General features: G+C 70.9%; 20 protein-coding genes. 10 read left to right on the top strand and 10 right to left on the bottom strand.

The window, feature by feature from the left end:
* Positions 1–2: 2 nt before the first annotated feature.
* The 7 genes from WMF46_RS39895 to WMF46_RS39865 all read left to right on the top strand — a co-directional run bounded on the left by WMF46_RS39895 (position 3) and on the right by WMF46_RS39865 (position 8,833).
* On the top strand, positions 3–2,315 hold the full coding sequence (locus WMF46_RS39895) for a methyltransferase (protein ID WP_437982004.1): 2,313 nt from the start codon (positions 3–5) through the stop codon (positions 2,313–2,315).
* Positions 2,312–3,502, top strand: coding sequence for a cytochrome P450 (locus WMF46_RS39890; protein WP_437982003.1), 1,191 nt, complete (start codon positions 2,312–2,314; stop codon positions 3,500–3,502). Before WMF46_RS39895 ends, WMF46_RS39890 begins: the two co-directional genes overlap by 4 nt.
* Positions 3,499–4,644, top strand: a complete 1,146-nt coding sequence (locus tag WMF46_RS39885; RefSeq protein WP_437982002.1) for a Gfo/Idh/MocA family oxidoreductase — start codon at positions 3,499–3,501, stop codon at positions 4,642–4,644. Before WMF46_RS39890 ends, WMF46_RS39885 begins: the two co-directional genes overlap by 4 nt.
* Before the next feature lie 30 nt (positions 4,645–4,674).
* Entirely contained in the window at positions 4,675–5,406 is a 732-nt protein-coding gene (locus WMF46_RS39880; RefSeq protein ID WP_437982001.1) for a VOC family protein, read from the top strand.
* Between the two features lie 36 nt (positions 5,407–5,442).
* Complete coding sequence (locus tag WMF46_RS39875) at positions 5,443–7,059, top strand: (2,3-dihydroxybenzoyl)adenylate synthase (protein WP_437982000.1); 1,617 nt, start codon at positions 5,443–5,445, stop codon at positions 7,057–7,059.
* A gap of 235 nt (positions 7,060–7,294) precedes the next feature.
* On the top strand, positions 7,295–8,071 hold the full coding sequence (locus WMF46_RS39870) for a thioesterase II family protein (RefSeq protein WP_437981999.1): 777 nt from the start codon (positions 7,295–7,297) through the stop codon (positions 8,069–8,071).
* Positions 8,072–8,143: 72 nt separating this feature from the next.
* Positions 8,144–8,833, top strand: a complete 690-nt coding sequence (locus WMF46_RS39865; RefSeq protein WP_437981998.1) for a tRNA-uridine aminocarboxypropyltransferase — start codon at positions 8,144–8,146, stop codon at positions 8,831–8,833.
* A gap of 25 nt (positions 8,834–8,858) precedes the next feature.
* On the opposite strand, the gene WMF46_RS39860 is transcribed toward WMF46_RS39865, so the two are convergent.
* The 4 genes from WMF46_RS39860 to WMF46_RS39845 all read right to left on the bottom strand — a co-directional run bounded on the left by WMF46_RS39860 (position 8,859) and on the right by WMF46_RS39845 (position 11,280).
* On the bottom strand, positions 8,859–9,752 hold the full coding sequence (locus WMF46_RS39860; protein WP_437981997.1) for a CAP domain-containing protein: 894 nt from the start codon (positions 9,750–9,752) through the stop codon (positions 8,859–8,861).
* 75 nt (positions 9,753–9,827) lie between these two features.
* A complete protein-coding gene (locus WMF46_RS39855) occupies positions 9,828–10,295 on the bottom strand; it encodes a hypothetical protein (RefSeq protein ID WP_437981996.1) in 468 nt (155 codons plus the stop codon).
* A 48-nt stretch (positions 10,296–10,343) separates the two neighbouring features.
* Positions 10,344–10,868, bottom strand: coding sequence for a hemerythrin domain-containing protein (locus WMF46_RS39850; protein WP_437545504.1), 525 nt, complete (start codon positions 10,866–10,868; stop codon positions 10,344–10,346).
* A 184-nt stretch (positions 10,869–11,052) separates the two neighbouring features.
* The gene (locus WMF46_RS39845; protein ID WP_437904640.1) at positions 11,053–11,280 is read right to left on the bottom strand and encodes a hypothetical protein; all 228 of its coding nucleotides are present in this window, start codon (positions 11,278–11,280) and stop codon (positions 11,053–11,055) included.
* A gap of 281 nt (positions 11,281–11,561) precedes the next feature.
* On the opposite strand from WMF46_RS39845, the gene WMF46_RS39840 reads away from it, so the two are divergent.
* On the top strand, positions 11,562–12,845 hold the full coding sequence (locus WMF46_RS39840) for a hypothetical protein (protein ID WP_437981995.1): 1,284 nt from the start codon (positions 11,562–11,564) through the stop codon (positions 12,843–12,845).
* Between the two features lie 18 nt (positions 12,846–12,863).
* On the opposite strand, the gene WMF46_RS39835 is transcribed toward WMF46_RS39840, so the two are convergent.
* The 4 genes from WMF46_RS39835 to WMF46_RS39820 all read right to left on the bottom strand — a co-directional run bounded on the left by WMF46_RS39835 (position 12,864) and on the right by WMF46_RS39820 (position 17,033).
* A complete protein-coding gene (locus WMF46_RS39835) occupies positions 12,864–13,757 on the bottom strand; it encodes a class I SAM-dependent methyltransferase (RefSeq protein ID WP_437981994.1) in 894 nt (297 codons plus the stop codon).
* A 140-nt stretch (positions 13,758–13,897) separates the two neighbouring features.
* Entirely contained in the window at positions 13,898–15,451 is a 1,554-nt protein-coding gene (locus tag WMF46_RS39830; RefSeq protein WP_437981993.1) for an AAA family ATPase, read from the bottom strand.
* Positions 15,452–15,570: 119 nt separating this feature from the next.
* A complete protein-coding gene (locus WMF46_RS39825) occupies positions 15,571–16,080 on the bottom strand; it encodes an AAA family ATPase (RefSeq protein WP_437981992.1) in 510 nt (169 codons plus the stop codon).
* Between the two features lie 245 nt (positions 16,081–16,325).
* Complete coding sequence (locus tag WMF46_RS39820; protein WP_437981991.1) at positions 16,326–17,033, bottom strand: TVP38/TMEM64 family protein; 708 nt, start codon at positions 17,031–17,033, stop codon at positions 16,326–16,328.
* A gap of 80 nt (positions 17,034–17,113) precedes the next feature.
* Between WMF46_RS39820 and WMF46_RS39815 the strand changes: the two genes are divergently transcribed.
* Positions 17,114–17,854 carry a TetR/AcrR family transcriptional regulator gene (locus WMF46_RS39815; RefSeq protein WP_437981990.1) on the top strand — a complete coding sequence of 247 codons (741 nt, stop codon included), beginning with the start codon at positions 17,114–17,116 and terminating at the stop codon, positions 17,852–17,854.
* A 36-nt stretch (positions 17,855–17,890) separates the two neighbouring features.
* Here the strand turns inward: WMF46_RS39815 and WMF46_RS39810 are convergent, their stop codons facing one another.
* On the bottom strand, positions 17,891–18,163 hold the full coding sequence (locus WMF46_RS39810) for a DUF2277 domain-containing protein (RefSeq protein ID WP_437981989.1): 273 nt from the start codon (positions 18,161–18,163) through the stop codon (positions 17,891–17,893).
* A 317-nt stretch (positions 18,164–18,480) separates the two neighbouring features.
* On the opposite strand from WMF46_RS39810, the gene WMF46_RS39805 reads away from it, so the two are divergent.
* The gene (locus tag WMF46_RS39805; protein WP_437981988.1) at positions 18,481–21,255 is read left to right on the top strand and encodes a hypothetical protein; all 2,775 of its coding nucleotides are present in this window, start codon (positions 18,481–18,483) and stop codon (positions 21,253–21,255) included.
* Positions 21,256–21,343: 88 nt separating this feature from the next.
* On the opposite strand, the gene WMF46_RS39800 is transcribed toward WMF46_RS39805, so the two are convergent.
* Positions 21,344–22,783 carry a PAS domain-containing protein gene (locus WMF46_RS39800; protein ID WP_437545486.1) on the bottom strand — a complete coding sequence of 480 codons (1,440 nt, stop codon included), beginning with the start codon at positions 22,781–22,783 and terminating at the stop codon, positions 21,344–21,346.
* Positions 22,784–23,408: the final 625 nt, after the last annotated feature.

Below are 23,408 nucleotides of genomic sequence, written 5' to 3'. Positions count from 1 at the left end.
CCATGACCGTGAGACAGATCATCGATGGGCTGGAGCGCCTCGCGAGCCGAGCGGCGCTGGTGTCGAGCGGGCGCGAGTGGACCGGAGCAGAGGTGCTCGACGCGACGTACCGCGCTGTCACGGCGCTGCGCCAGCGCGGGGCCGTCGCGGGCCGCACGCTGAGCTGGAGCGCCGGAGACAGGCCTCAGGCCCTGCCCGTCCGGCTGGCCGCGATGCTGCTCGGCGCGCGGTTCTCTGCCGAGCCGCCGGCGAGCGACGGCGGCGATGTCCTGAGGATCACCGACGCTGACCTGTCCGCGCTCGACGGGGCGAGCGCCTGTGAGCCCCGCCTGGTGGACGACGCGCCGTTCTCCGTGGTTCGCGGATCCTTCGTGTGGTCGAGAGCGGTGTTCTGCGAATCGGTGGCTGCCCTGCGCGACGCGCTCGGCCCTTCGCCTGCGCGCACGGCGGTGCTCTCGCCGCTGGCCGGGTTCGGCGGGGATGCAGCGTTCGCGAGCTGGAGCGCGGGCGCCGCCGTCCACCATCACGCGGTGGACGCGAGCGCAGCGAGCGCCGCGAGCCCGGCCAAGGCCCTTTCGTTCCTCGAGCGAGCGGCCCCCGACTGCGCGATCGTGTCAGCGACGCTGCTGCGTAGCCTCCTGGCCCACCCGGCGGCCGCGCTCGCCGACCTCGGGGCGCTGCGGCGCATCGTGGTCGACGCCGGCGCAGGCGCCGGTGGAGCGCTGTCCGCCGAGTCGTCCGCGGCCGTCCGGCGCCTCTTCGGCGCAGAGCTCGTGGACAGGATCGCCGGTGAAGCCGGGCTCGTACCGGTGGAGCGCGAGCTGCGCAGAGCCGAGCAAGAAGCGGCGCGCATGGCGGAGCTCGTGATGAGCCATCCGAGCGTGGCGGCGGCGGCGGTGATCCCCTCCGACGGCGGCGGCTGGGCCGTCTTTGCCGTCCCCGCGAAGCGTGCCAGCGACGATGCCGACGGGGACGCGAGCGGACAGCGCCTGATCGCCAAGGCGACCGCCGCGCTGGACGCCGAGCTCGCCGGGACCGACCTGAACAGGGCGATCGCGGCCGTGGAGCGGCTGGGACAGACAGCGCTGCTGTCGATGCTCAACGCGCTGGGCCGCAGCGGCCTGTTTACCGACACGGCCGCCGCCCACACCGTGGACGAGGTGCTCGCGCGGGCGCGGGTCGCCGCCGCGCATCGGCCGCTCATCCGTCGCTGGCTGAGGGTGCTCACGGAGCAGAAGCTGCTGCGCCGGGACGGAGATCGGCTGAGCGCCGTGGGCCCGGTCTGCGACTTCTCGGACGCCGCGCTGGCGCGCGCATGGGACGAGCTGAAGGGAGAATGGCTGGCCACGGTCGGCGCGGCCGGCACGATCGACTACGCGGTCCGCAACGCCGACCGATTGCCCGACCTGATCTCCGGCGCGGTGCGGGCCGTCCACCTGTTGTTCCCGGAAGGGCGCACCGACCTCGCCAGGGCCTTGTATCGCGAGAGCATCGCCGCCCGGTACCAGCACCGCGCCGTCGCTCTCCTCGTGAGCAGGATTGCCAGGGAATGGCCCGGGCAGCGGCCGATCCGGCTGCTCGAGGTCGGCGCCGGCACGGGCGCGACCTCCGAGTCGCTCTTGCCGGAGCTCTCGGGCGCCGAGGTCGACTACCTCTACACCGACGTCTCCAGGTACTTCCTTGATCAGGCCGCCCCGCGGCTCACCGGGCACCGGTGCGTGCGCTTCGGCCTCTACGACATCAACACCGCGCCGAGAGACCAGGGCTTCGCCCCGAACTCGTTCGACGTGATCATCGGCGGGGGTGTGCTCAACGCCGCGCGGAACACGGATGCCTCCCTCCGCTGGCTCAACGAGCTGCTCGGCCCCGGCGGCTGGCTCGTCCTGACCGAGCCCACGGTCGAAGAGTTCTGGGTGATGGCGTCCCAGGCCTTCATGCTGGACGACGCCAGCGACGGCAGGGCCGAGACGGAGTCGACGTTCCTCTCGCTGCCTCAGTGGAACGCGGCGCTGGACGGCGCTGGCCTCCAGCGCGTCCTCGGGCTGCCCTGGGACGGCCACCCGCTGGAGCGGCTCGGCCATCGTGTGTTCGCAGCCCGGACCAAGATGGATCGGATGCCGCTGACCTCGGAGCACCTCTCCGAGCATCTCGGCGAGCGCCTGGGAGCCGCCGCCAGCATCGAGATCGTGGATGAGCTGCCGCTCGCCGCAGGCGGCGCCCTCGACCGCGAGCGGCTGCGCGACTGGGCCGCGCGCCGCCGGCGCTTCGATTCCCGCCCGCTTTCCACGGCGGCATCACAAGGACGAACGCAATGACTACCGCGACGAATCCCCCCATCCAGTATCCGTTCAATCTCTTCGACGGCATCGCGCTCGCCTCGGCGTACTCCCGCGCTCAGCAAACGCCGGGGCTGCTCAAGGTCAAGCTGCCTTACGGCGAGCCGGCGTGGCTCGCGACCCGCTACGAGGACGTCCGCTTCGTGCTGTCCGACCGGCGGTTCAGCCGCGAGGAGGCCACGAAGCGCGCGGACGCCCCGAGGGCGCTCCCGCGCATCGCCGGCGGGATCGTCATGATGGACCCGCCCGAGCTGACCCGCATCCGCAACCTGGTCACCCAGGCGTTCACCAACCGGCGCGTGGAGCAGCTGCGCCCGCACGTCCGCGACCTCGCCAACGAGCTGATCGACAGGATGGTGGCCAAAGGCCCCCCTGCGGATCTCGTGCGGGACTACGCGCTGCCGATCCCGATGTCCGTGATCTGCGAGCTCCTGGGCGTTCCGGTGGCGGATCAGTCCAGGTTCAAGGAGTGGAACGACTCTCTGCTCTCGACCAACACGCAGACAGCGGAGCAGACGCAGCGGAACCTCGGCGAACTATCCCAGTACATCATGGGGCTGATCCGCCTGCGCCGGGCCGAGCCGGGCGACGACCTGATGAGCGCGCTCATCGAGGCCCACGACGTGAACGACCGCCTGAACGAGCGCGAGCTGGTCCAGCTCTGCATCGCCATCCTGATCGCAGGATACGAGGCCACGTCCTCGCAGATCCCGAACTTCATCTACACGCTCCTGACCCATCAGGAGCAGCTCGCGCGCCTCAAGTCGGATCCTGGCCTCGTGGCCCAGGCGGTCGAGGAGCTGCTCCGTTTCGTTCCGCTCGCGTCCGCCGCGATGTTTCCGCACTACGCCACCGAGGACGTCCAGGTGGGCGACACGCTGGTGCGCGCGGGTGAGCCCGTGTTTGCGTCGGTCGGCGCGGCCAACCACGACCCCCGCAAGTTCTCCGATCCACACCGGCTCGACTTCGATCGAGACGCGCGGGCGCACTTCGCGTTTGGCTGTGGGATGCATTATTGCATCGGCGCGTCGCTGGCCCGGGTCGAGCTTCAGGAAGCGCTGAGAGCGCTCGTGACCCGCTTGCCGGATCTGCGCCTCGACGCCGACGTCCAGTGGAAGACCGCGACGTTCTTCCGGGGGCCGCTGACGATGCAGGTGACCTGGTGAGCGCCGGCGGCGGCAAGAAGAAGCGCGTCGTCGTCGCCGGCACCGCCTTCGGGCGCATCTACCTCGATGCGGTCGCGTCGGCGCAGGAGTCATTCACGCTCGCCGGCGTGCTCGGGCGCGGCAGCGAGTTCTCCAGGAAGTGCGCCGAGCGCTACGGAGCGCCGCTCTACACCAGGGTGGAGGACATCCCCGGCGACATCGACATCGTCTGCGTGGTGGTGCGCTCGGGGGCGACCGGCGGCCCAGGCTCCGATCTGGCCAGGACGCTGCTCGAGCGCGGGATCCACGTGCTGCAGGAACACCCCGTGCACGCCGCGGAGATCACCGCGTGCCTGAAGGCCGCGAAGCGGGGAGGCGCTGCGTACGCGGTCAACACGCTGTACCCGAACGTGCGCCCGATCCGGCAGTTCCTTGCCGCGGCCGAGTACATCAGGAAGCGCCAGCGCATCCAGTTCATCGACGCCGCCTGCAACAGCCAGGTCGCCTATCCGTTGCTCGACGTGATCGGCCGCGCCGCAGGCGACTTGCGCCCGTGGTCGTTCTCCGAATGCGCGCCGCGAGGCGGCCGGCCGTCGCCGGCCGAGGGCCAGCCGTTTCAGAGCCTGAGCGCGACCCTCGGCGGCGTGCCCGTGACGCTCCGCGTGCAGAACCAGGTCCACCCCGAGGATCCAGACAATCACTCCCTGCTCATGCACCGCATCTCGCTCGGATGCGACGCCGGCGTGCTGACCCTGGCCGACACCCACGGACCCGTCCTCTGGAATCCGCGCATGCACTCGCCGCGCGACCCGACCGGGCGCCTGATCATGAGCGGCCCCGGCACGGACCGCCTCGCCGTGGAGAGCACGTTGATCCTCGGCGACCAGCACACGCGCAGCTATCACGACGTGTTCGCGCGGACGTGGCCCGATGCGGTCGTTGTCGCCTTGCACGACCTGTGCGGCGACATCGCCGACCCGCCCCGCCGTATTCGCAGCGGCCAGTGGGCCCTCGGCGTGTCGCTCGCGTGGCGTGATCTGACGGAGCGGATCGGGATGCCGGAGCTCATCCGTCCGGAGACCCCGGAGCCGCTCCCTGTCGACGAGCTGCGTGCGGCGGCGCGCGCTGCGGCCTTCGATGCAGCCGGGAGCGGCGCGCGTTGATCGAGCGCCTGGCGCTCGGGAGAAATGAACATGGCGACTTCTTGCAGCCACGTCTTGGTATGGGTGCGCGACATTCATCAAGCCGTGCGCGACTACAGAGAGCTCGGGTTCAAGGTGGACTACGCGACACCCGAGCGAAAGGCCCAGCACGCGCACATCTGGTTCACGGAAGGCCCCATCGTCGAGCTGCTCACGACGCCGCGCAGCGCGCGGTGGTTCAAGTGGCCGATCGAGCTGATGGCCGGGCGCGGCTCGGGCCGGCGGATGATCCGCTGGTCCGAGCACGGAGAGGGCTTCTGCGACGTGGCGGTCGTGGTGGACACGCGCGCTCTCGACCGTGAGCTCGCCGCGCTGCGAGAGGCAGGGGTCCCCGTCGGGAGAGCCATCGGGTGGCGACGGACGAAGCCCGATGGCCAGGAGATCCGCTTCAAGTTTGCCTATCCGGCGAACGATCGCCTCCCGTTCATCGTGACCCCCTATGATCCGCCTCAACATCCGAGAGAGAACCGCCATCCGAACGGGGCCAGGAGGCTCAGCCGGGTGCGCATGGGGGTCCGCGCCGAGCATCGAGAGGCGGTGCGCCGGATCGTCGGTGACGACCCGACGTTCGCGCTCGAGCCCGCCGAGGTGACGGGGGTCCGCGCCATCGAGATCGCCGGCCTGACCGCCGATCTCGACCCGACCCTCCTGCACGGCGCGGCCGTGCTGCCTGCCCGCCCGAACGCTGACCCGGGCCGCGCGCATCGAAGCGCAGGACAGTGAGCGCCGACGAACGTCGGTGAAAGCAAGGGAGCACCCATGTTGAGTGGATGTGTCGATTGGCCCACTGAATTCGTGGATCGTTATCGGGAAGCGGGGTACTGGCGAGGCGAGCGCCTGGGCGAGATGCTGCGCACGCGGGCCCGAGCGACGCCGGCGCGCGTGGCCGTCGTCGACGGAGCGCGTCGCTGGACGTACCAGGAACTCGACGAGCGCGCGGATCGCATGGCCGCGGGGCTGCGCCGGCTCGGCATCGCGGAGGAGCAGCGCGTCCTGGTTCAGCTGCCCAACATCGCCGAGTTTCTTCCCCTGTGCTTCGCGCTGTTCCGGATCGGGGCCATCCCGGTGCTGGCGCTGCCGGCGCATCGAGAGACGGAGATCGTGCATCTGGCAGAGCTCTCCCAGTCGGTCGCCTATGTGATCGCCGACCTGCATGTCGGCTTCGATTACCGGTCGCTCGCCCGTTCGGTGTGCAAGCGGGTGGCGAGCCTCCGGCATGTCCTCGTGGTGGGCGACGCAGAGGAGTTCGTGCCGCTCTCCGAGGTGGACGCGCCGCCGGAGATCATGGCCGGGCCGGACGCGCGCGATGTCGCCCTGCTCTTGCTGTCGGGCGGCACGACCGGCGCTCCCAAGCTGATCCCCCGTACCCACGACGACTATGTTTGCAACGTCCGCCTCAGCGCCGATGTGACAGGCCTGGACGCGAGCACCCGGTACCTGGTGAGCCTCCCCATCGCGCACAACTTTGCCCTGGGGTGTCCAGGCGCCCTCGGCGCCCTGTACGCCGGCGGTACCGTGGTGTTCTGCAAGGACCCGAGCCCCGAGGCCGCGTTTCGGCTGATCGAGCAGGAGAAGATCACCGTGACCGCCCTCATCCCGCCGCTCGTCCTGCTGTGGCTCGAGGCGGCGGAGTGGGTGCAGGCCGATCTGAGCAGCTTGCGGTGGATCCAGGCGGGAGGCGCTCGCCTCAAGGCCGAGACGGCGGCACGCGTCCGACCCGTCCTCGGCTGCGGGCTGCAGCAGGTCTACGGCATGGCGGAAGGGCTGCTCAACTTCACGCGGCTCGACGACCCCGAGTCCGCCGTGATCGACACGCAAGGCCGCCCGATGGCCGAGGACGACGAGGTGAGGATCGTCGACGCCTCGGATGTCGAGGTGGCGGACGGCGAGGTCGGTGAGCTTCAGGTCCGAGGCCCCTATACAATCCGCGGATATTATCGCGCGGAGGAGTACAATCGCCGGGCGTTCACCGCCGACGGCTTCTACCGGAGCGGGGATCTGGTGCGGCGGCTCGCCAGCGGGCATCTGGTGGTGGAAGGCCGGAGCAAGGACGTGATCAACCGGGGAGGGGAGAAGGTCCCGGTCGAGGAGCTCGAGAACCATCTCCTGGCTCACCCGGCGATCCGTGACGTCGCCATCGTCGGCATCCCGGACGCCACGATGGGAGAGCGCACCTGTGCCTGCATCATCGCGCGCGGCGAAGCGCCCACGCTCGCCGAGGTGAACGCCTACCTCAGCCGCCTGGGAGTGGCTGCGTTCAAGCTGCCCGATCGTTTGAAGGTCCTGGAGAGCTTTCCGCAGACGAGCGTGGGAAAGGTCAACAAGCGGGCCCTGGCGAAGCAGGTCTGTGGCGCCTCGCCGGCCATGCCCACGTAGAGCGGCGGTCACCCGCTTCGGATACGGGCCCATCTCGACGTTTTCGGTGCTCAGCGCACTGGAGTGCGCTTCCGCGCCGAAAACGCCGATCTGGACCCGTCTCCTGTGCGGGTGACCGCCGCTCTGCGACGCTCGTACCAGGCTCAGCTGAAAATCGCTCTAGAGCGACAAGCGGGTTGAAACCCCAGAAAAGAGCAGGAATTTGAACAGATCTACCCGAAGTTTGCGCCGCATCGTGAGCGCGTCTGCCCCGTCCAGCCCGCACCTGATCGTCTGCCCCTTCGGTGGTGGGAGCCACAGCGCCTTCCGCAGCTGGAAGGCGCTGTCACAGGTGGACGTCTCGGCGTCCCTCGTGACCTACCCGGGGCGCGACCATCGTCTGCACGAGTCCGGCATGCGGAGCGTTCAGCACAGCGCGTCCGAGCTGGCGCACGAGCTGTGCGCTGAGCCCCCCGGCGGCCAGTGGTTTCTGATAGGCCACAGCGTGGGGGCGCAGATCGCGTTCGAAGCATGCCGATTGCTCGAGCAGTGGGGCCGGGCGCCAGCCGGCCTCGTCCTGTCCGCTTGCCACGCTCCCCATCTGATCCCACGCCGCATGCTCAGCCCGCTCGATGACGACGGGTTCGTCGAGGAGCTGATCCGCCTGGGAGGGTGTCCCGCGGAATTCCGCGCCGACGCGCAGCTCAGAGAGGTGTTCCTGCCGATGCTGCGCGGCGACTTCCTCGCCTCGGAGAGCTACCGCCTTGCGCTGGACCGCTGTACCAGGCGTCTCCGGACGCCGACCCTCTTGCTCCACGGATCCGCCGACGATGAGGCCCGTCAGGACGACGTGGAGGCGTGGAAGCACTGGCTGGAAGGGCGGGTCGAGCTGCGCGTGATGGCGGGCGATCACTTCTACATCACGCAGGATCCACGGGCGTTCGTCGCGGAGGTGCTGCGCGTGTTCCGGCTCCCTTCCAGGTCGACGGCTTCCCTCGGACAGGCGCAGATGCCCTGGAGCTATTTCCCCTGAGATCCCGCTGTCCGGCGCGGGGCCGTTTGACCGGGACGGCCGGCGCGTGGGAGAACGTCCGGCCCGGACGCGATGACGTTCCTCCCGCTGCAGCCGCCCGATCTGCCCCCCATCCGCGCGCGCGGGACGCCGCGCTGCCGCGGCTGCGGCTTGCCGCAGGCGATGTGCCTCTGCGGCGCGCTGCCCCGGCTCTCCGTGCGCACGCGCGTCGTGCTGCTCACCCACCGGATCGAGCGCACGAGGAGCACCAACACGGGCCGGCTCGTCGCGCGCCTGCTCGAAGGCGCGGAGGTGCGCGTGCGCGGCGAGATCGCGCCGCGGCCGCGCCCGCCGCTGCCGGAGGGCCGCCGGCTCGTGCTCTTCCCGTCGCCCGAGGCGCGCGCCCTCACGCCCGACGACGCGGGCGGCGAGCCGGTGGTGCTGCTCGTCCCTGACGGCAACTGGAACCAGGCGCGCCGTGCGGTCCACCGGGACGCCGACGCGCGCGGCGCCGAGCCGGTCACGCTGCCCGAGGGCGCGCCCAGCCGCTATGGCTTGCGCCGCGCGCCGCACGAGGGCGCCCTGTCGACGCTGGAGGCCGTCGCGCGCGCGCTCGGCCTGCTCGAGGGCGCGGCCATCGAGCGGCGCATGATGGAGGCGTTCGACGTGTGGGTGCACCGCGCGACGCGCGTGCGGCTCACCGGCAAGCTCGAGGAGGGCGCGGCGGTCCCGGGAGAAGATGAATCCGCCGGTGCCCGCGGGGGCACGGCGCCCGGCGGATGAGGTCCGTGAGCGCTCACCGCGCCCGTCACCGGAAGTTCTGCACCGCCCAGACGCTGCCGTCCGGGAAGGTGTGGAACCCGCAAGCCACCTTCGTGTAGCGGGTGCTGCTCATGTTGATGTAGTGGCCATGCTTCTCGAAATCCTCGCCCGGCCCCTCGTCCCACATGAGCTGCAGACACGGGACGATCATCGAGTCCGGCGGGCCACCCCACCCGGGGCACTCGTTCTGGGCGCTCTCCTTGCAAGCGCCGAACGCGCCGTGCGCCTGGCCGGTGTTCCCATCGGACTCGGCCTCTTCATCGGAGCACGACTCCGCCTCGACCCAGCGCGCGAGGGGCGGCAGGCCGAGCGTGGCGCGGTGCTGGTTGATCGTATCGACGCACAGCTGCGCCGCGCCGGTGGCGCCGCCCGAGCCGCCAGCGCCGCTCCCGGAACCCTCGCCGGTCGAGCCTCCGGTGCCGGCCGTGGTCGAGGCCGTGGCCGAGCCCCCAGCGCCCTGCGCGGAGGAGCCGCCGGCGCCCTCGGCCGACGAGCCGCCCGCGCCCGCCGTGGCCGAGCCACCAGCGCCGCCGGCGCCCTGCGCAGCCGAGCTGCTGGCGCCGCCGGCGCCCTCGGCCGACGAGCCGCCTGCGCCTGCCGTGGCCGAGCCACCGGCGCCCTGGGCAGCCGAGCCGCCGGCGCCCCCGGTCGTCACGGCCGACGAGCCGCCGGTGCCCGCCGCGGTCGAGCCGCCGCTGCTGGCGCTCGGCCCGCTGCCTGAGTCTCCCGGGTGGATCACGGTGCCGGCGCCGCTCGACGGCCCGCCGCCTTCGCCATCGAGCGACCCGTCGCCCACCTCACCGACGCAGCCCGACAGCACAGCACCGATGAACGTCGCGGCGAGCGCGACGGCGCATGAAGGAATCCGAGGGTTAAGCATCCGTCGAGTCTAGGGGGCATTCGACGCATGCTCAACATCGACCGATCCTGCTTCACTTTTGCATGCTTGATCGGTTCAGGCCCGATTGGCGGGCTTCCCGCGTGTCTGTGCGGAGAGAAGCGCGCGTGTCGCATGAATGTGTGTTCGTTTGCTTCGAATTCCACTCGTGCGAGACAGGACAGCCAGCGCACCGCGACCGGCTCTCAGATGTCGCCCCCGCGGGCCGGCGGCCCGTGGAAACTTGAACGCTCGCCGGGCCCTGGCCTCGTCTTCCGAAGGCGGAGGCGCGCGGCGCCTCCGCTGGAGATAGACGATCGTCGCGCCGGCGAGCGCGTTCGCGACCATGAGCGAGTTCGTCGCCACGAAGACCCAGCTCTCGAGCATCCAGCTGTAGATGACGAACCCGATCGACGCGGCCAGCTGGCCGACGAAGAGCCACCTCGAGATGCCCTGGCTCGTCTTGCTCCTCCACTGCTTGTAGACCTGATTGCCGATCGTCAGCACGAGGATGCCAGAGCTGATCCAGCCGATCGCGTCTTTCATGTCTCACCGCCGGACGGCCGCTCGACCTCTCTCCTCGATCAAGCCTCCTCAGGCCCGGGCCGCGCCGTTCGCGTGGCTCTCGTGGATCACGTGGCTCGCCTGGTCCGCGGACGTCTTCTTGTAGCCCGCCGGCAGGAGCGTCTCGTAGCCCTCGGCCAGCCGCTGCTCGAACTCCGCCTTCATCGACCTGCCGAGCTCGCTGAGGCGCTTCTCGTCCACGGCCTTCTCGACCGCCGGGAAGAGCTCCTTTTCCTCTTCCTCGACGTGGTGCTGGATGAGCTCCTTCAGCGTCGTCACGCGCGCCTTGAACGAGACATCCTCCGGGGAGGTCGAGAGCAGCCGCTTCAGCGCGAGCTCGGCGATGGCGTGCTCCTCGAAGCTCTCGAGGATCACGTCCTCCTTGATCTGCTGCACCGCGGGATAGAACGTCTCCTGCTCGATCGCCATGTGCGCGGCGAGCTCGTTGGCGAGCTCGGCGAGCACGAGCGCCGGATCCGACCTGCCGCTCTCGAGCTGCTTGAAGAGGGACTCCACCTTGCGATGCTGCTTCTCGAGCAATGACGTCGCTTTCATCTTCCTGCCTCCATGGTGCGCCGCGCCTCGGCGCGGCCGGGGTTGTTCGGGGTTCATCGCCGGCCGGGGCGATCTCGCGCGCGAGGCGCTCCGGCCAGCCTTGCTCACGGTTCGAGGCGCAGCGAGGGGCGAGCGTCGGGGCTCGCCCCTCGCCACGCGAACGGCCCGAGATCGCTCGGTGCCGCTAGTCGGTCTTGTCCTCGATCTTGTCCCCCGCCTTCTCGGCGGCGTCGCCCGTCGACTCCGCGGCGTCCTTGGCCTCGTCCTTGACGTCGCGCGCGGCGTCGTCCACGGCCTCGCCCGCCTTCTCGGCCGGTCCCTCCGGCTGAGGCTTGCTGCCTCCGCAACCGATCACACCGACGCAACCGATGACCATGCTGCCCAGGAGCAGCGATCGAATCCCTGTTTTCACGGTATCTTGTCCTCCGCGCTCGACCATGTCAGCAATGCCCGGGCCAAACCGCGCCGAGCGCCCGCGCGTGCTCCTCGCCACCACTCCCTCGGATCCGGGATCGCGCCCCTGAGACACATCGCCTCGACCGTGGCGTCCTGCGACGCGCAATGGCCGCCCGCCCCAGGATCCGGGAGGCGGGCGCTCGTGGCGCAGGGGCAGGGGAGGCCCCGCGCCGCGACGCGGGCGCCTCCGCTTGGCCTCCGCGGCGATCGGAGCAAGACTCCGCCCGGAACCGCGACATGACCCACGACTTCGCCAGCGCGCTCAGCGCCATCTTCACGGGCGAGCGAGCCCGCCTGCTGCACGTGATCGTGCCGGCACACGTCCACGGCCACACGCTGGCGCTGCTGCGGGCGCTCGGTGAAGCAGGCCCGGCGCCCCGTCCCGTCTGGGTCCTGGCCGATCCGGTCTACGGGCCCAGCCGCGGCTGGGCGGCCCGAGAGCGCTCGCTGTCGCGCGAGCTCGGCGCCCCGGCGGCGCTCGCGACGCCCGAGGACGGCCCGCTGCGCGAGCCGCTCGACACCTTCGCCAGCGCCCTCGCGGCGCACGTCGCCGCCGGCGCCCCGGACGGGACCGCGGTCGTCGCGCTGGCGCCGCAGCACATCGACGACCCGCGCGCCTATGCCCGCGACCTCTTCTGGCTCGCCCATTGCCCCGACCTCGCGCTCGTGCGCTGGGTCCTCGTCGACCCTGCCCACTCGAGCGTCGGCGATCTGCTCGCGCGCCTCGGCGAGGGCGCGTCCCGCGTCGTGTGGCCGGAGGCCGACGGCGCGGCCATCGCCGAGCTCGAGCGCGTGATCACCGATCTCTCGGCGCGCGGGCGGCGCCTCCCCGCCGATCTGGAGCAGCGCATCGCCGCCGAGTCGCCCCTCCGCGCCCCGGAGCTGCTCCCCGCGCGGCGCCTCCTGCACGAGGCGGACACGTGTTTTCACGCGGGGCGGCACGCCGAGGCCGCGCAGCTCCAGCAGCAAGCCGAGGAGATGCTGGCGAGCCGGGGGCTGGGCGAGGAGGCCGTCCACATCGCCATGCAGCGCGCGCGCTCGCTGATCGCGGCGGGCGTTGTCGAGGAGGGGCATCGGGTGTTCGTCGCCGCGCTGAAGGAGGCGGAGCGGCGCGGCCTGTTCGCGATCGTGCCCGAGGCCTACGCCTCGCTCGGCAGCCTGCACAGCAAGCAGCGCCGCTTCCTGGATGCGTCGGAGGCGTACGCGCGCGCGGGGGAGCTCGCGAACCGCCGCGGGAGCCACGAGTTCGCGGCGGACATGCACCGCTGCTCCGGCCACGCGGCGCTCAACGCCGACATGCCGGACGCCGCGGCGATGGCGTGGCGGCGGGCGTTCGAGCTGCTCGGCTCCGTGGCCCCGATCGTCGGCGCGCTGGAGAAGCCCCAGCAGATCGTCGTGCTCGGGCTCTCCCTTGCCGACGTCTTCGAGGAGCACGGCAACCTCCCGGCCGCGCGCGGGCTGCGGGGGCACGCCGAGGCCATCGAGACCCGCCACCCGCGGCGCGCCGCGACGTGGAGCTGAGGCGCGGCGCCGGCCGGGTCAGGCCGGCGGGCGCGCGGGCGGCGGGGCGGCGTCCGGGCCGGGCCGCTCGGCGACGAGGAGCCGCGTGTTCCTGGCCGGGTTGGACGGCGCGAACGGGGCGCCGAGCTGCCGGGCCCAGTCCGCTACGCCCGTGTCGCGCAGCGCTCGGAACCCGGCCCGCTCGACCTCCGCGAGCATCACCTCGCGCCGGCGCAGGCCGATGAGCGGCTCGCTCCAGAGCCACGTGAGCAGGCGGAGGGTGCGCTGCGCCCGGCGCTGCTCGGGGGGTTCCATGTAGTACACGAGGAGGACGCTGTCCGGCGCCGAGGCGTCGGCGAGCGCCTGCAGCGTCGACCGCAGCGCCTCGTCCGACAGGTACATCACCACCCCCTCCCAGACCCACGCCGTCGGCTCGTCGGATCGATGGCCGGCCGCCGAGAGGCACGCGGCGAGCGCGTCGCGCTCGAAGTTGACGGGCACGTAGGTCAGCTGCTCCACGAGCGGCGGCAGTCCCGCCGCCTTGCGCCGCTTGAAGGCCTGCGTCGCCGGGTGATCGATCTCGAAGAACCGGGTCGCCGAGAGCGCCTTCATCCGGAAAGCGCGCGTGTCGAGCCCCGCCCCCAGGCTCGCGACCTGGCGGCACCCGAGCGCCACCGCGCGCTCGAGCTCGATGTCGATGGCCATCACGCGCAGCGGGACCGCGGAGAGCCGGGCGAGGGCGCGCGCGCGCTTCGCGGGGTCCAGGCCCCGGAGCCGGCGCGCGAACAGCGCCAGCGCGGCGCTCCACCCGCGCGACAGCAGCCGGTGCACGACCGGATCCTCGAAGCCCGGGACATCGGTCAGGCCCTGGTCCGCGAGCGCCCGGATGAGGGCGACGATGGATGCCGTCTGGCTGGGGCGACGCTCACGCATGCCTCGTGCATAGCCTCCGGCGGCGGGCTTTCAACGCGCGAGGCCCTGGGCAGCCCGACTCGGCAGCTCCGAGCGGCGCCGTCGCCGTCCCGGCCGGACACGGGGCGAAGCGGCTCGGCGGTCATCACCCCGGCGCGGCCTCAACACCCCACGAGGCGGACCGTCTTTCCTCCGTGCGCCACCTCGCGCACGAACAGCTTCTCTGCCCACGATCGCTCCTTGCGCAGGTCGAACATCACGAGCCACCCCTCGGCGAGCCCCGCGTGCTCCAGGTACCGCGCCACCTGATCGAGCGCATCGGCCTCGGTCTCGGTGTCGCGGCGGACCTTCACCTCGATGGCGTGGCGCTCCTCGCGCCAGCAGATCATCAGGTCGAGCGCCCCGCGCCCGAGCCCGTACTCGCGCTCCACCCGTCCACCGCCGTTCACGACCCGCTGCAAGAAGGCCATCAGCATCAGGTGCGGCCCGGCCTCGCGGTAGCCGAACCCCTCGGCGGCGAGGTGGCCGTCCTTGCGCCAGAACGCTTGCCAGTCGGTGAAGAGCTTGCCCATGTCGAGCGAGCCGTCCGGGTGGACGTAAGCGGCGGGCTCGGCCGGGATCTGCGCCTGGCGAATGAAGGTGAGCGCGCGAGGGACGACCTCGCGATAGATGGGGTTCGCGATCTCGAAGCGCCCGCCGTGGAAGCGGATCAGGCCCAGGCCGAGGACGTAGGAGAAATCGTCATCGAGCACATCGCTGTCTGTTTGCGTGCCGGCCAGCATGGGATCGAGCACGCGCCGCACCCGGGGCTCGCGCAGCCGGGCGATGAGCGAGTCGATGTGGGAGCGGCGCTCCAGGATGAGCGTCTCCTTGGCCGCCTCGACGTGGGTTGTCGTGATCGGGACGGCGCGGTCCTCCACGTCGCGGCGGACGATCTGGTCGGCCATCGCGCTGGTCAGCCACGGGTGGCCCTGTCCCAGCTCCCAGATCCGCCGCACCGCCTCGGGCTCGAAGCGCTGTCCGGTCGCGGCGGTGTGCTGCGCGAGCAGCTCGGCGACCTCGGCCTCGGTGAAGGGGCCGAGCGTCGTCGCCTCGGCGGTGATGTTGAACGGCGACGTCGTGCCCAGCCACGCGACCGTGCGCCGCTCCTCCAGGGCGAGCGCGTAGTCGCGCACCTGGCGCTGGCCGATGAGGGCCACGCTGGAGGGGAACGGGATCCGGCTCCGGTCGAGGTAGCCCTGCCGGAGCTGGGTCAGGAACGAGACCATCGCCGCCCCCACGAGCCCGTCCGCCTCGTCGAAGAGCACGACAAGCGGCCTGTCGCTGCGCGCCGCGAGATCGCGCAGGTAGCGCAGCACGAAGGTGCTCGCCGGATCGACGCGGCGGACGTCGTCCGCGGGGCGGCCGAGGTCGGGCAGGTCGCGGTCGATCGCGGTGTCGAGCGCGTAGAGGACGGCCTCGAAGGTCTTCGCCGGATCGGGCTCTTCGCGGGCGATCTGGACGTCGACCCAGACGGCGCCGAGGTCGCCTTTGCGGTTCAGGTGCTCGACGAGCCAGCGGGCGCTGGTGGTCTTGCCCGTCTGGCGGCCGGCGTGGAGCGTGAAGTACCTGCGTTCCTCGATCGCATCGAGCGCCGGCCCGAGCCGGCGCTCGGGCGGCAGCATGTAGTGCTCGCCGGGGATGCAGGGGCCAGCGATGTTGAACGAGAGCTTCACGGGCGAAAGCTACCACGCGAGGGGCGGCCCCGCGGTCAGGCCGCGACGCTGGCTCGCCTCCGGTCGAGCCGCCGCCCTCGCTCGCGCCGTCCGTGGCGGTCGGGACTCCCGTGCTTGGATCAGCCGCCTGTGGTGTCGATGAACCGGATGTCGCGCCCGCTGCGCTCGGGCTCCTCGGGCGGCTCCCACATGTCGCTCGCCAGCTCGAACATGTCCGGTGGAACCACCATGGAGAACGTATCGCCCTTCTCGCGGTTGCGCTGCTCGACCCGCTCGCGACGCAATTCGCGGGGCGCGTCGAGCACGTAGACGGTGAGCTCGTACCCCGCGGTGTCCACCCGCTTGTACAGCCGCTCGCGGTCGCGCCGGCGGATCAGGCCGATCTCCAGCACGACGTTCGTGCCGACGTCGATCGAGCTCCTCGTCAGGCTCCAGATCTGCTCGATGCAGCGCGCGGTGCGCTCGTGATACCATTCGAGGATCCCCGTCTCGGGCCGATCGGGTCGGAACAGCCGCGCCATCCATTCATCCAGGTTCAACCGGAGGGCGGCGTGATCCCGGTAGAGCCCCTGTGCGAACGTCGATTTTCCTGCGCCCACGGGGCCGATGATCAGGTGGATTCGCGCCATTCCCCGACGCTATCCTGCGGTGCTGTCGGCGAGCAAGCGGCGCGCACGTTCCGCTCATCGCAGGCGCCAGCGTCTTCATGAGGGGACGCTGAAGCATCCCGTCGAGCTTTTCGGGAAGATTCACAGGGAGGCGAGGAGACGGGGAGAAAAATCCCATGAATCTCCCCGTCTCCCCGCCTCCCTGTTCAATTTCTCTCTCTCTCTCTCTCTCTCTCTCTCTCAAATGGCGATAAAGGAGAGATTCGTTAGGAAGGGACGACGCCGCGCCTGGAGCAGCGCCTGGCGAGCCAACCAAGGACCATGACGGCCACCGCGGCGGCCCCCATTCCGGCCCACGCCGACGGGGGCGCGTCGCGCAGGGCGTCGAAGACCCGTTGGCCGAAATAGGCAGTCGCCAGGAGCGGCAGGGCGTACCCGGCCAGCGAGCCCCAGAAATGCGTCCAGAAGCGCACCCCGGAGACGCCGAAGAAGACGTGGAGCATGGGCGGCATCCAGAGGACAAGGCGGAGCACGAACACCGTCAGGAACGCGCGCTGTTTCAGGGCCTCGTCGTAGGCGCGGAAGCGCGCCGGCACACGCGCGGCGACCCAGTCGCGGGCGACGAAGCGCGCGAACGAGAAGCCCACGACGCTCGCCGCCATGGTGCCCGCCATCGAGAGCGCGAACGCCACCGGCCACGGCCAGATGAGCGGCGCCGCCAGGATGAACACCGTGCCCGGCACGCCGAACGGCTGGAGCGCGGCGTAGGCCAGGACGAACGCGACATACCCCCACGGCCCGAGCGAGAGCAGCGCCTGCTTGATGCGCGCCGGCTCGCCGAAGATCTCGAACAGCCCCATGCGCTGCGCGACGACGAGGAGCGCGGCGGCCGCGGCGACCACGCCGATCTTCACCCCCCGGCGGGCGCGGAAGGGAGAGAGCGCGGGATCGGCCGGAGAGGCGGGCTGGCGCACCCGACGTACCTGACAGCCCACCTGCGCACCGTCAAGGTTCCTGTTGACAATTTGGTCTACTATTGTCAATATTGACCATCGTGAACGAGGGCGGCCCGAGCTCCACCGACAGACCCGCCGAGGATCTGCGCCGCCGCAAGCTGATGGACGCGGCGTTCGCGGTGTTCCTGCGCTTCGGCTTCCGGAAGACGTCGATGGACGAGGTCGCGCGCGCGGCGGGCGTCTCGCGGCAGGGCCTCTACCTCCACTTCGCCACGAAGGAGGAGCTCTTCCGCGCGTCCGTGGGGTACTTCTTCGACACCGCGCTCGCCGCGGCCGCGGCCGCGCTCGCCGACGCGGAGCGCCCCCTGGAGGAGCGGCTCGTGGCCGCGTTCGACGCGTGGATCGGCCGGTTCGTCGGCGCGCTCGGGGCCGACGCGGCCGATCTCTCGACCGCCGCGAACGAGCTCGTCGGCCCCCTCGTCGCCGAGCACGAGGGGCGGTTCGTCGAGGCCGTGGCCGAGGCCCTGCGCGCCTCCGGGCTCGCGGCCGCCTACGAGCCGGCGGGGGTCACCGGGCGCCAGCTCGCGGACACCCTGGTCTCCTCGGCGCGCGGCCTGAAGCACGGCGCCGCGACGCGCGAGGCCTTCCTCGAGGGCATGGCCATCGCCGCGCGCGTCGTGTGCTTGCCGGAGCGGCGCGCCCGGGAGGCGAGGGCGGGGCAATCACCGCAATCGCTGCAGGCGGCGCCACCACGGCAAGGAGAGCCATCCACGCCGGGCCCTCGCCGCGAGGGCAAGGGGCGCGGCGCGGCGCGCAAGGCGCGCGGCACGGCGCGATAGCCGGGCCACCCGAGCTCGGCGCGGCGGCCCCGCGCCTCAGCCGCGGCTGAAGCGCAGCCGCGAGCGCTCGCGCGCCTTGGTCGCCTCGACCTCGCGGTCCCGCGGCGCGGCGGTCGTGGACAGCGACGCCATCAGCACGCGCGCCGCGGCCGCGACGTCCTCCACGGCTTGCGCGAACGCCGCTTCGTTGGCCTGCGACGGCCGGTTGAAGCCGCTCAGCTTTCGCACGAACTGCAGCGACGCCGCCTGGATCTCCTCCTCCGTCGCCGGCGGCTCGAAGTTGAACAGCGTCCTGATGTTCCGGCACATGGCGATCTCCCGAGGCTCGATGTGTACGGGGAACGATCCTAGTCTCGATCCACGCCGGCGCACACCACAGTCGTTGACGCGGCCACCGTGTAGGCAATTCGCGCATATGCGCGGCGAGACACACGGCGAGATACGCGGCGAGATACGTGGCGAGATACGTGACAAACGCGACACGGCCGCATCACGACGTCACCCTTGTTGGCTGCCCAACAGGGAGCACACCAATGGCATCAGGAAGTTCTTGATTCCTCAAGGATAACCGTGCACTTCTACACTGAGGAGTCCTTTTGCCAAAGCCCCCTGGCAAGGAGGTCGGTATGCGCCCACATCGTGCACTGCGCTCCCAGAATCGCCTGCTCTCCACTGCCGCCACGCTCGTTTGCCTCGCTGTCGGAGCAAGCGCGGAGGCGGCTCCGTCGTACACCCTCTTCGAGAGCGGTCAGGTCCGACCGCTCGCGCTCTCACCAAGCCGAAACCTGCTCTTCGCGGCCAATACACCCGACAACCGTCTGGAGATCTTCTACGTCTCGTCGGGTGGTCTGACACACATTTCATCCGTGACCGTCGGCCTGGAGCCCGTCGCCGTCGCCGCGCGCAACGACGGCGAGGTATGGGTCGTCAATCACCTCTCCGATAGCGTCAGCGTCGTCGACGTCTCGTTCGCCTTGCGGCCGCGGGTCGTGCGCACGCTCCTCGTCGGGGACGAGCCCCGGGACATCGTCTTCGGCGGTCCCGGGCGGTCGCGCGCGTTCATCACCGCCGCCCACCGCGGCCAGAACGCGCCGTTCGATCCGCAGCTGACGACGCCCGGGGTCGGCCGCGCCGACGTGTGGGTGTTCAACGCGAACGCCGTCGCGAGCCAACCATCGCTCGGAGGCACGCCCCTCACGATCCTCTCCTTCTTCACCGACACGCCGAGGGCGCTCGCGGTCAGCCCGGACGGGACCTCGGTGTACGCCGCCGGCTTCCACACCGGCAACCGCACGACCGCCGTGCACCGCGCGATCGTGGAGGACGAGGGCGGGATGCTGCCGCCGTTCACCAACTACCTCGGGGTGCCTCAGCTGACGACGTCGCTCATCGTCCAGCACGACGGGACCCACTGGGTCGACGCCGGGGGCAACCCCTGGGACGACTCTGTCATGTTCTCGCTGCCCGACAAGGACGTCTTCGTCATCGACGCCACGGCCAATCCCCCTGTCCAGCGGCCCGGCAGCGCCGGCTTCTTCACCGGCGTCGGGACCGTCCTCTACAACATGGTCGTCAACCCGGCGAACGGGAAGGTCTACGTCTCCAACACCGAGGCGTTCAACCTCGATCGCTTCGAGGGCCCGGGCACCTTCGCCGGCACGAGCGTCCGGGGACACCTGCACGAGAGCCGGATCTCCGTGCTCGGCAGCGGCGGCTCGGTCCTGCCGCGGCACCTGAACAAACACATCAATTACTCGACGTGCTGCGCGCCGGTGCCCAACGCCGAGAACGCGAAGAGCCTGGCCACGCCGGTCGACATGGCGGTGACGAGCGACGGATCGAAGCTCTACGTCGCCGCGTTCGGGTCGAGCAAGGTCGGGGTCTTCCAGACGGCCCAGATCGAGAATGACACCTTCACGCCGAGCCTCGCGAGCCAGATCCAGGTCACCGGCGGCGGGCCGAGCGGGCTAGCGCTCGACCAGCCGCGCGGCCGCCTGTACGTGCTCACGCGCTTCGACAACTCCATCTCGATCGTCAACACGACCACGAACGCCGAGACGGCGCACATCGCGCTCCACAACCCCGAGCCGGAGAGCGTGGTCCGCGGGCGCAGGTTCCTCCATGACGCGAGCTTCTCGTCGGCCCACGGCGACTCGTCGTGCGCGAGCTGCCACGTCTTCGGCGACGTCGATAGCCTGGCATGGGACCTCGGCAACCCCGACGGGGACACCGTGACGAACCCTGGGCCGTTCACGAACATCAACCCGCCGTTCCCCGCCGATACCTCGCTGAAGCCCATGAAAGGGCCGATGACGACCCAGAGCCTGCGCGGCATGGCCAACCATGGCCCGATGCACTGGCGCGGCGACCGCACGGGCGGCAACGACGCGTCCACCGCGCAGCCGGACAGCGGGGCCTTCGACGAGCGCGCGGCGTTCGAGAAATTCCAGGGCGGCTTCACCAACCTGCTCGGCCGGCACGCGCCCATCCCCGACGAGGACATGGAGGCGTTCACGGACTTCATCCTCCAGCTCTCGTATCCGCCGAACCCGATCCGGAACCTGGACAACTCGCTGAACACCGATCAACAGGCCGGGCGCGATCACTTCTTCCGCGAAGGCGGCGCCGGGACCTTCTCGTGCAATTCCTGCCATACCCTGGACCCGGACGGGAACGCCGGTTCCAGCGATTTCCCCGGCTTCTTCGGGACGGACGGCGCGAGCATCGGCCAGGAGAACGGCCAGAGCTTCAAGATCCCCCACCTGCGCAACATGTACCAGAAGATCGGCATGTTCGGCATGGCCCCCGTCCCGAGCCTCTTCCACCTGGGAGACAACGACTTCAAGGGCGACCAGATCCGCGGCTTCGGGTTCATGCACGACGGCGTGATGGACACGCTCTTCCGCTTCCACCAGGCGATAGGGTTCGAGCAGAGCGTGTTCTCGCCGAACGGCTTCCCGCCCGGCGCGCCCGGCGAGCTCCTCCGCGAGCAGGCCGTGGAGTACATGCTCGCGTTCGACACGAACCTCGCCCCCATCGTCGGGCAGCAGGTCACGCTCGGCTCGCACAACGCCACGGCGGCCTGGCCGCGCATCGACCTGCTCCGCCAGCGCGCCGAGGTCGGGGAGTGCGACCTCGTGGCGAAGCTCCCGTTCCTCCTCGAGGAGACCGGCCTCCTCTATATCGGAGGTGGCCAGTTCACCGCGGCGCGGGCCGCGGCCCCGCCCTTGAGCGATCTCGTCCTGCGCTCGCTCGCCGCGCTCACCGGGCACCCGGTGACGTACACCTGCGTGCCGCCGGGCTCGGGCACGCGCATCGCCATCGACCGCGACGGCGACGGGTTCCTCGACGGCGATGAGTGCGACGCGGGCACGGATCCCGCGGATCCGACGAGCCACTGAGTCGAGCCAGCGCCGCGCCGCGCCGCCCTCCATGCGGCGCGGCCGGCGCGGCGCCTCAGCCGCGCTCCACCCGGTACGGCGCGGCGCCTCAGCGGCGGCGCGCGCCCATGCACCAGCGCAGCGCTTCCTTCAGGCTGCGCAGCGTCTTGACCTGCGAGAGATCGAAGCCGAGGCCGACCATCGTCTGCGCGACCGGCGGGCGGATGCCGGTGACCACGCCCTTGCAGCCGAGCAGCGTCAATCCATTGATGATCTTGATGAGGTGCTGCGCCGTCGTCGTGTCGACCGAATCGAGCCCGGTGAGGTCGAGGATGGCGAAGGCGGATTGCTTCTCCACCACGCTCGCGAGCAGCGACTCCATCACCATCGCCGCGCGATCCGCGTCGACCGAGCCGATCAAGGGGACGATGAGCACGTCCTGCCAGACCTCGATGATGGGGCTCGACAGCCGCGCGATCGACTCCTGCTGATCCTGCGTCAACCGCAGCTGCTCCCGCAGCTGCTTCTCGACGCGGAGCTGCTGCGTGATGTCCTCGCAGATGGCGCCGACGCCGGTCGTCTCCCCGAGGACGTCCTTCTGGGGAACGAACCTCGTCCGCCAGATCCTGTCTCGCCGGACCTGCTCGACCTGCGCGATCTCCCCGGAGAGGGCGTGCTCGAAGGCCGCGCGCACGTCCTCGGTGTCGCCGCACAGCTCGCGCATGTGCTTGCCCAGCTCGCCTCGCTCCGTACAACCGATCTGCGCGAGCGCCCCGCCCTGCGCGATCACGCAGAGGCCGGCCCTGTCGAACGCCAGGATGGCGATGGGCATGCTGTCGATGCACGCGCGGAGCATCTCCCCCTGCACGGCGAGCCGGACGTCGTCGGCCAGGTTGATGCCGAACGTCTGGACGCCCACGATCTCACCGTCATCGTCCCGGCGGGGCGCGTAGTGCACGATCCAGTGCACGCCCCCGGCCACGGTGTCCGTGCGGACCGGCTCCCCCTCGAGGACGCGCTTGGTCAGGCCCATGATCTCCGCGTCCGCGCCGTAGAGATCGAACATGTTCATTCCGACGAGCTGATGTCGTTTGAGCCCCATGCTCTCGAGCCCTTTGCCGTCGGAGACATGGAGCGTGCCCGCCCGATCGCACCACCAGACGATCGCATCCATCGTCTGGAACACGTCGACGAGGATGCGCGCCTGGTCCTCCCACTCCCTGCGATCGGGCTTCACGGCAGCCCAGAGCGCCGTGTCGTCGGCCCGCCACAGCGTCCAGTGGAGCGGGACGCTCTCCCCGCGGGCGCCCACGACGCGCGCCGCGGCGGAGACGCTGCCCGCGGCGGCGCGCGCGCCGGTGATCCGGGCCGACAGCTCGCCCCGATCGTCCTCGTGAACGCGCTCGAGGAGCCGACCGGACGGGCCGACGCAGCGCTCCCAGGCCGCGTTGCAGGCCACCACCTCCCCCGCGCTGGAGAGCAACGCCAGCGGTGTGGGTGTGCCGTCAAGCAGTGTCTTACACGAGAGCGAAGCGAGCCTGTCGTCCATTGAATCCTTGCAACGGGCCAGAAGCGATGACCCTCGGCGCGCCAGCCCCAGGCCTCTCACGGTGGGTGAACAAACGCGCTGTGGGCGCCGTCACGACACCTGGTGCGAAGAGGTGGGATGCTGCTCGGATTCTCGGCGCTGGGGTCATCGAGCCTGGCACCATGGCGAACCGTAACGTGGTGATATCATTTGAGGGCGCCGAGGCGCCAGCCTCATCGCTAGACGCGCCGCGGCGCATCGACGCCCGCGCGACCTCGCGCCGGATGGCGGGCGCCCGCTGCCCCACCACATCGCCCCTCGGCGCTCGGCATGAAGCGATGGCCGACAGCGGTTCTGGCGGAGGGAGGGTTCTGCTGCTTGTGCGAGGACGCGAGCGGGCGCGGCGCTCGGGGTGGCGCGCGTGCATCCGCCGAGAGGTCGGCCTCGGGCTCGCCGCGTGGAACGGAGAACGGCCGCCGCTGCACGGCCGCCGAGCGCGAGGCGGGCGCGCGGACACTGGCGGTGACGTGCGCTGGGGGGCGTCGTTTAACGCGTCGCGCTCGCCTTGTCGTGCGCGCCAGCGCGCGTTAGAGACCCCTCCACATGGAACCCGAGGGCCACGAGAGATGCGCTGACTCGGACCCGA

Source organism: Sorangium sp. So ce117, assembly GCF_051524395.1.
GTDB lineage: Bacteria > Myxococcota_A > Polyangia > Polyangiales > Polyangiaceae > Sorangium > Sorangium cellulosum_B.
The sequence above is the reverse complement of the archived record's forward strand: the minus strand, read 5'-3'. Positions and strand labels throughout refer to the sequence as shown.